General features: G+C 55.8%; 7 protein-coding genes. 6 read left to right on the top strand and 1 reads right to left on the bottom strand.

Translation table 11 applies throughout. The features are described 5' to 3' along the window. On the bottom strand, window positions 1-356 hold a 356-nt coding region (locus tag BV034_RS29835), incomplete at its 3' end, for a hypothetical protein (protein WP_265593619.1). A gap of 387 nt (window positions 357-743) precedes the next feature. On the opposite strand from BV034_RS29835, the gene BV034_RS36915 reads away from it, so the two are divergent. The 6 genes from BV034_RS36915 to BV034_RS29800 all read left to right on the top strand — a co-directional run bounded on the left by BV034_RS36915 (window position 744) and on the right by BV034_RS29800 (window position 5129). Further along, the gene (locus BV034_RS36915; protein WP_343123301.1) at window positions 744-1265 is read left to right on the top strand and encodes an Imm7 family immunity protein; all 522 of its coding nucleotides are present in this window, start codon (window positions 744-746) and stop codon (window positions 1263-1265) included. Between the two features lie 280 nt (window positions 1266-1545). Continuing rightward, on the top strand, window positions 1546-1929 hold the full coding sequence (locus BV034_RS36910) for a VOC family protein (RefSeq protein WP_050030597.1): 384 nt from the start codon (window positions 1546-1548) through the stop codon (window positions 1927-1929). Window positions 1930-2027: 98 nt separating this feature from the next. Next, the gene (locus tag BV034_RS29820; protein ID WP_265593617.1) at window positions 2028-2477 is read left to right on the top strand and encodes a hypothetical protein; all 450 of its coding nucleotides are present in this window, start codon (window positions 2028-2030) and stop codon (window positions 2475-2477) included. Between the two features lie 134 nt (window positions 2478-2611). Next, window positions 2612-3175, top strand: a complete 564-nt coding sequence (locus BV034_RS29815) for a DUF3997 domain-containing protein (RefSeq protein WP_050030595.1) — start codon at window positions 2612-2614, stop codon at window positions 3173-3175. A gap of 203 nt (window positions 3176-3378) precedes the next feature. After that, the gene (locus BV034_RS29810) at window positions 3379-3933 is read left to right on the top strand and encodes a dihydrofolate reductase family protein (protein WP_050030599.1); all 555 of its coding nucleotides are present in this window, start codon (window positions 3379-3381) and stop codon (window positions 3931-3933) included. 773 nt (window positions 3934-4706) lie between these two features. Then, on the top strand, window positions 4707-5129 hold the full coding sequence (locus BV034_RS29800; protein WP_050030593.1) for an HIT family protein: 423 nt from the start codon (window positions 4707-4709) through the stop codon (window positions 5127-5129). The last annotated feature ends 871 nt before the right edge of the window (window positions 5130-6000 follow it).

Raw genomic sequence — 6000 nt, 5'->3', positions numbered from 1 at the left:
TATTTCGTTTTGTACTTCAGGATGCTGGCGGCGGCCAGGGCTGCTTTGGCCCGCTTGTACTCCACGCTGGCGTCCTGGTCGGCCATCAGGCCTTTGCCGGTCTCCCAGGTGACGAGTTCCCCGGCTCCGTTGTACCCGGCATCCAACATGCCGGCCACGACCCCCGCGGCGTAGTTGGATTTGTCCGTGCCGCCCCCGGCACCATCCATGTAGAAGATGCACCCTCGCGTGAGGCGCTGTTTGTAGTCAGGCCGGTGCTGTGGCTTCCAGACGGGCTTGGTCTGGCAGGCGGGGATGGTAAAGAGCAGGACGAAGAGCAATACCAGGCGGGCGGACAGCGGGAGGGCGTTGTTCATGGGAACCAGTGGGTATTCCGGTGATCTAGGGGCGGGCGCGAGTGCCAGCGCATTATTCGCAATAAGGGCGGTTAATGAAAGGGTTTTTTCAATGGAGTATGGGGCGGTGGGTGGTAAGCGGTAAGCGGTGAGCGGGGAGTGATGGAGTGGTGGAGGAAAGGTAGAAGAGCCGTCCCGGCTCTTGGCAGCGGGGGGGGTGAAGGAGATGTCGGGTGATTTGCGATGGGGCAGAGTTGGGGTTGGGCGCGATAATCCGGTGGTTTACGCCACCGGCTAACGTCAGGCGTCCCCTCCGGGACAGGGATGCATTGATGCGAGCGTCCCTCTGTTGACGTGTTGCGTGTCTTCGCAGAGGATAGAGCCGCTCGATTTAACCGCTAACAAACCATGCTCGGATTTGGATGGTGTCACCTGCAGTCTTCCCGCGAACCTCTTCGCACGGCCACGATAGACAGGGGCACGGAGGTTGACGCCAGCATTGCCGCGGCTGACGCAAGGTTGTTTGCTGAATTCAGAGCATGGATGGCGGATCACTGCGATCCCTGGCTCCAGTGGAGCCTCTTTGAAGATCTGAACAATCATCATGGGTTGCTCAACTTCTGCCTTTCCCGCAATCACCGGACTTCCTCGGTTTGGGCAATGCTTGAATGGATTCGCATTCATGCACCGGGTAGTTACGGGTTGTTTTATTGCCACGATGATGAAGACACCATGGGCAGAGGGCGTCATGACCGGAATCCCCCGATGGACTTTGACAATGTCTTCAGAGTTCATCGTTTGAAACTGGGAGTGCTGGAAGAGCTGCCAGACCCTTTCTTGGGGCAGATCCAGGGTGATCTGGAACCGGTTCACCCTGATGAGCGAGTGCTCAGTGACGAGGTGGCTGGGGCTTCCCATATCAGCAGTTGAAGCGAGATCTGCGAACCGAAGCGGTACTTAGAACCTGTTTGGATAAAAACGCTGGGTGTGTTGCGAGGCATTTTGAGTCTGGACAAGGCGCGAAGAGGGCGTGAATCGAGATTCACAACCGATGAGCAACGCAGTCCAGGCTCAAAAGGACCGCAACCCGGAGGGGGCAGTTCTCAGGCTCGGCGAAGCCGCTTTTATCTCATTCCCTTAATTGAACCTGCCACACCCGGATGTTTTTATCCAAACAGGTTCTTAGTGCCGGAGCCTGATTGTTCTTCCTATGCCAGCCTCTCCCCCATTTCTTAATCTCGTGGTGATTCGTTCTCCCGATATTGACCGGGCCGTGCTTTTTTATCAAAACCTGGGGCTTCAATTCACCAAGCACGCCCATGGCAGTGGCCCAGAGCACTACTCTTGTGAAGTGGATGGATTGGTCTTCGAGATCTATCCATTGCGGCCGACCGATGCTCCGACGTCCGCGGCGAGACTGGGGTTCGTTGTAGAACAGGTGGATTCCCTTTTGAAAGCTTTTGTTGAGCTGGGAGCGGAGATCGTGTCGCCACCGAAAGATTCACCTTGGGGAAGACGGGCCGTGGTGAGAGATTTGGATGGGCACTCCATCGAGTTGGTGGAAGTGCCAACTGGTGGGGGATCCGACGGATGAGGGTTGCGAACTGGTGCGTCTCTACCCCAGCCAGGGCTGGCAACGTTGCGCGTCATCCCAGAGTACGCGCTCTGGTCACAGATCGGGAAGTAGACGACATGGGTGGCGGACTGGACAATGCTGCGATGGCTATCGAGAAAATGTTCACGTTGCAATTCGTCACTTCACAGGAGTGGATGGAAGTTGCTCAGCGCTACCAACATCAGCATTCTGCGACTCCATCGATCGCCGGCATGGAGGAGGCAATTGAGCAGCGAATCTATGAACAGCTGTCCAAAAAATGGGAGAATGGATGGGACTTCTGCACAGCCGTAGGTTTCTTCGGAGATCGAGGGGTGAGCATTCTTTTGCAAAACCGCGCGATGGACTGGCAGGGCCTTTGGAACTGGCTTGTGGCAGAGCACCCCTCGATGCCTGAGGGCGTGATGATCAACTTCGAAGTTTGGGATAGCATCAGCGATGGAGTGATGACTGGCTGCGAGATGCTTCACCGGAGGTTGATCTTGTCAGACGGAATCTATGCCGAGCGGATTGATGGCGTACGATGACAGATTGCAGAAGGAGCTCCCTGCATCTCCTTCTCACGTAACAACCTTTCCGAAATCCTGACCTTGCGACATTGGGTGTTGACGACCTCTATCGGTACGGGATCCTTTGTCATGTGCCAAATAAGTGTGAGACCATGAACAAACTTAAAGCAACGGTTTTTGTTTTAGTGACTGTCGGTCTCTTCGTCTGCATTGCTCTGGCAGGCTTGGTGCGTCGTTGCGTCCGGGAGCATCCGATGCGGTTTCCAGGGCCTGGGAATCAGGACTATTCCGGTCACCTTGCTGGAGATTATTGGCTGCACCGGACTTCTCCCTACCAGATCATTATCGCGTCGGAAGCTGGCCGAAGTGAAGGGAACCCGATCATTCCTACTATTGTTACCCAGTGCGTTACCGATGGCAGGTACATTTTGGCCGAACGACATGGTTTGAAACGGCGTAGTCCCGGCAACCCGGCCGACACCTACGAGGTCGAAGATACCTCACAAGTGGATTATTGGATCCTTGATGTCGAGTCTAGGAAGTTGCACGGTCCATTGGATCAGCAGCAATTCGGGATGACAAGAGCATCGCTTTCGATCAACCCCGCCTTGGAATTGCGTGGGGCCTATGAATTTCGGGATGTGACCAGGAAAGATGGGAGTGCCCCCATAGATAGAAAAGCGGGTGCCATTCAGAAGAACACTACTGGAGCCTGACGGTATGTGCCTCCACCAAGAAACAATCAATCAACCTCCTCTGCCCACATTTCGATGCGCCTACGACGAATTCTTGTGGCACTGGTGAGGGTTGGGATGGCTGTGATCTTTGAACAACGATGAGACGCATCGCGTCAGGATATGAGCAACGACGTATGATCTGATGCTTGATCCCGGTTGCTGAGCAGTACAGGATGGCCACCATGAAAACCCAATACTACACTGCGACCACACTTGACGGTTTCATTGCCACGGAGGACGACTCTCTGGAATGGTTGTTTCCCCTGGGGGAGCTGAATGAATCCAGCTATCCCGCCTTCATTGCAGATGTGGGGGCGCTGGTGATGGGCTCGACCACCTATGAATGGATGCTGCGCAACGAGGAGAAGGTCGTGGCGGAGGTCGGCTCGGCATGGCCGTACACTCAGCCGACTTGGGTCTTTACCAGTCGCAAGCTGCCTGGTATCGCAGGGGCGGACATCCGGTTTGTGCAGGGGGATGTGCGCCCGGTGCATGAGGAGATGAAGGCGGCGGCTGATGGCAAGAATCTCTGGGTTGTGGGAGGCGGGGATCTCGCGGGGCAGTTCCACGATGCAGGGCTTCTGGATGAGCTGATCCTGCAAGTGGGCTCAGTCACCCTGGGCAAGGGCAGGCCGCTCTTTCCTCGTACCGTGTTGAGCCCCGTGCTGCGTCTCACGGCGGTGCGGCAGATGGGGCCGAGCATGGTGGAGCTGCGCTATGAGGTGCAGAAGGGGTGAAAGCTCAAAACTTCAAACTGCAAAATTCAACAATCAATGACTGATACAGCGATGAAGAGAGGTTCGGCCCAATGGGTTCCGAGTGCGTTCTTTATCGCTGTGACGTGGTTCCCAGCGCTTCTGTTGTTGTGGGTGATCTTTTCGACACCTGATACGACTCCTTCTGAATGGCGTTTTGTGGTGGCGATGTTGATCGGTGTGCATGTGGTTGGAGGTGTCTTGGGCGTCATTTGGAAACCGGAATCACATCGCGCTCATTTGTGCGTCCTATTGGCTCCCATCGTGTCTTTTTTGGTTTGGGTGGTGGTCGCAAGCGGGTACGGGATTCTTGTCAGAGGAAGCTCAGCGGGAGAAGTGCTGAGAGGATTGGTGTTGAATTCAATTGCTGTCATCCTCCTCTGCGCTCCCGCTGCAGGCATGGCGAGGCTCGTGCAGATGGTGCGGGTGAGAGGGTGACATTTGATGGTGGCCCGGAGTGCTGTCCATTTGGATCAAGAAACCTTGTAACCAATGATTTAAGGAAACCGAACTGATGAGTACTCCCAAGTGCCAACGATGCGATGTTGAGATGGAAAAGGGATTTGTACCTGACTATCATCACAAGATGTCTATCCGACAGCCCACTTGGGTGTCGGGCTCACCAGAATCTTCCTGGCTCGGCGGTCTCAAGGTTCCGGTCCTGCAGATTCCTGTGGCCACGTATCGGTGTCCCGTTTGTGGAAGGCTTGAATCGTTCGCACTCATTGAGTAGAGTTTTGCCCAACGATCGTTCTATGTGTGTCTGCATCTTCTGCCAGATCCTTTCACATCAGATCCCGTCCATCCGCATCGCGGAAAGCGACCGGGCGGTTGCCTTTCTGGACATTCGCCCGGTCAATCCGGGGCATGTGCTGGTAGTTCCTCGACGTCATGTGGCGTCGTTCACTGAGCTTGAGGATGTGGAGGGGGATCAGGTGTTTGACCTGGTGCGGCGTGTGGGCCGTGGGCTCAAGGCGGCGCTGCCGGGGTGTGAGGGGATCTCGTTGTCCCTGGCCGATGGCGAGGCGGCGGGGCAGGAGGTGCCTCACGTGCACTTCCATGTGATCCCGAGATCGACGGGTGATGGGTTCGGGTGGCGACGGTTTGGTGAACAGGCCGGGCGGGAGACGCTGGAGGCGACGGGTGCGTTGATTCGCCAATCGTTGGAGTCACCTTAGACAACCCAATTTTGAGAGTTCATTCACGCAACGGTCACCTCATGATGAAGAATACTGTGAAGCGTCTTGCCATCGTGGTCGCGTGCTACCTTGTCGCCTGGACCTTGGCGTACATCGGCATCAACGGTCCGGACTTCTTCGCACTACTTTGATTACCTTGTGCTGTTCTGGAATCGCGGCGGCCTGGAGCGACCAACGCTGACGGGGATGGTCAGCATCGTGCTTGCCATCCCTCTGGCTGCGGGTGTATTTTGGCGTTGGCGGCGGGTTGCCCGGTGCTGAAAAGACGCGAGTGGATCTTATGGAGAGATGGCAGAAAATTCTGGCTTGGTGTTTGCTTGGGCTCCTGGGGGTCGCGGTGTTTGTGGCCGTCGCGCTCCACCACCAAGTCAAACAGACGGTGCCGGATTGCTATGCGCAATGGGCGACGGCGGAGTTGATCATTGCTCACCAAAAGGACAAGCAGAGGTTGCCTGCTAATTGGGCTGAACTGCAACCTTACTTTAAGGGGTCGGCTCCTCACACAGGTGGCCAGTCCTTTGATCAGATCCGGGCGAGGGTCCAGATCGATTTCGCTGCGTTGCCTCAGTTAGAGCTCGACCATGGTGAAGGTCGTGTACCGGAGGTCATCACCTGTGTGAGCGGAATCGGGGCTCACTGGGCTGGAGGGGAGCCGAATGAGCTCGTGTATGCTGAGTTCAGGAAGTAGGCGAGGCGAGTTGTCCAGATGTCAATAGCCAAGGGCCGATCGGATGGGTGGAGTGCACCCTAATGATACAACTGGAGTTCTGCATCTTGAACCTTGATTCAGGAAATGTGGTCCGACAGAATGTACGGGTTCCCTGAAGAAAAAAGTCTATGAAGACGGAAG

Source organism: Verrucomicrobium sp. BvORR034 (genome assembly GCF_000739635.1).
In the GTDB taxonomy this organism is placed as follows: Bacteria; Verrucomicrobiota; Verrucomicrobiia; order Verrucomicrobiales; family Verrucomicrobiaceae; genus Verrucomicrobium.
The sequence above is the reverse complement of the archived record's forward strand: the minus strand, read 5'-3'. Positions and strand labels throughout refer to the sequence as shown.